The following is a 2,222-nucleotide window of genomic DNA, read 5'->3' as shown; positions in this document are numbered from 1 at the left end:
AAATTTCGAAATGCGTTGTGTTTTATCTTGCATAACGATATTCCATTTGCTATACAACGCAGAACTCTCACGTTATTTATATCATATTATAACGCCATGGCTACCCCGTGGGTGAATTCGGAGACTGTTTTTATGCCAAGGAGGAAATGTATGCAAAGACATCTTATATGGGCGGTTTGCGGCCTGGTGTTGCTGGCCGCAATGCCGGCCCGGGCGGACCAGGCTTTTTCCCTGGGCGAGGTGGTTGTCACCGGGGAGCAGCAAGTGGTCAATTTGGCCACCACCGTTACGGAGGTGACGGCTGAGGATTTCAAAGAGCGCGGTGCAAAGACTGTGGCCGACGCTTTGGCACAGTTGCCGGGGGTTTATATTCAGGCTGGCAGCGGCAAGGGCGAGTCGCATGTCAGCGTTCGTGGTTTTAATGATACGGATGTCAAGATACTCGTCGATGGTGTGCCGGTCTATGAACAATATTCCCGGCAGATCGACCTAGCCCAGTTCAATCTTGACAATGTCGCCAAGATCACCGTCACCAAAGGGGCCTCTTCGGTGTTGTATGGCCCCAATGCCATGGGCGGGGTCATCAATATCGTCACAAAGGTCGCTACCAAGCCGACGGTCAATGTCGGTGCAGGTTGGGGTGATTATGGCACCGAACACTACTCCATCAGTGCCGGGGCACCGTTTGGAGATTTCAATGCCTATCTGGGCTACAGTTATCGTCATACCGACGGCTGGCGGCTCTCTGATTCCTTCGATCCGGATTGGTGGTTCACTTTCAACCCGGATCGGGCCCTGGATGAAGGCGGCAAGCGCGACGGCACCGATTATTTGCAACACCATCTCAACGCCAAGATCGGCTATGAGCCGAATCAGGACACCAAGCTCTATTTGAATATGAACTATTTCGACAATGAAAAGGGGGTGCCGACCCGCTACCAGCGTGATGGAAGGGAAATTGTTGACCGTTGGCGTTATCCTAAATGGAGACAGATGCAGCTGAGCTTGGTGGGAGAGCAAAAGGTTAACGACTGGCTGCGGTTGAAGGCACGCGGGTTTTACGTCGACCATCAGGATACGCTGTACGCTCGCTTTGGAAGACAGCCGTTTATCTTGTCCGAGTACAAAAATCATACAGTCGGCGGCGAACTGCAGGCCTTTATGGATTTTGGTCGTTGGAGCTTCCTCAAGATCGGCGCCACCTATTTGCGGGATCATGCCAAGCAACAGAATAAAAATGCCACGACGGGTGCTCCCCAGGGCATTAGAGAAACTCTTGAGGCCGACACCTACACCATCGGCATCGAGAACGAAGTGCGGCCCCTGGACTGGCTGGCGTTTGTAGTGGGTTTGAGTTATGACTATTATGAGCCCCGCAAGGCCACGGGCAAGGAAGTCACCGATTCCATCGATACCCTCAACCCCCAGGGCGGGGTGGTCATTACCCTTTCGGAATCCACCAATCTGCACGGTTCCATCGGCCGGAAAACCCGCTTTCCCCATCTTAAGGAACTGTACAGCGCAATTGCCGGCGGCAACCCGAGCCTCAATCCCCAGGAAACCATCTCCTACGAGGTGGGCCTGACGCATGCCTTCAGTCCCGCCATCGTCCTGTCGGTATCGGCGTTCTACAACGACATCAAGAATCTGATTGGCCGACAAGACGTACAGGATCCGGAAGGTCCAATTGGTACTCTTGTTCCCATTTATGTCAACATTGGCAAGGCGACGACACAAGGGGTCGAGTTAGCCCTTGGCGCCGATGTCACCGACAACTTCTGGGCCGGGCTCAACTATACGTTCATGCGCACGGAAGACAAAGATCTCGACCGTGAGCTTGAGGGGCGGCCGCGTCATCGTACCAATCTGGATCTTCGCTATAAGTTTCCCTTCGGCCTCAACCTCAGCACCCAACTCTCTTACGTAGTTCGTCAGTACTCTGTTGTGTCTAATAATTTTACGCGCTCGCCGGATTTTCTGCTGCTCAATGCGCGTGCGGAGCAAAGACTCGGCGAACTTTTCGGTGTCGAAGGCCGCGTTTACATCGAGGCCCAGAATTTGACCGACCGAGATTATTGGGAAGTCGGAGTTCCGCGCCCCGGCCGCAACTTTATGGCCGGACTCAATTTCCGTTACTGAGCAAAGGCCAATTGTATTTCACAGGCAAGCGCGGCCGGAACCCGACCCGGCCGCGCAAGCGAGGGCAACACGCATGAGCACAA

General features: G+C 53.9%; 1 protein-coding gene. It reads left to right on the top strand.

Annotated elements, in window-relative coordinates; genetic code table 11:
- Window positions 1-150 precede the first annotated feature (150 nt).
- Complete coding sequence (locus tag JQN68_RS04250; protein WP_225073891.1) at window positions 151-2,139, top strand: TonB-dependent receptor plug domain-containing protein; 1,989 nt, start codon at window positions 151-153, stop codon at window positions 2,137-2,139.
- Window positions 2,140-2,222: the final 83 nt, after the last annotated feature.

The organism is Desulfuromonas sp. CSMB_57 (assembly GCF_020194955.2).
Classification (GTDB): domain Bacteria; phylum Desulfobacterota; class Desulfuromonadia; order Desulfuromonadales; family Syntrophotaleaceae; genus JAFCIY02.
This window is presented reverse-complemented; position numbering and strand designations above follow the sequence as displayed.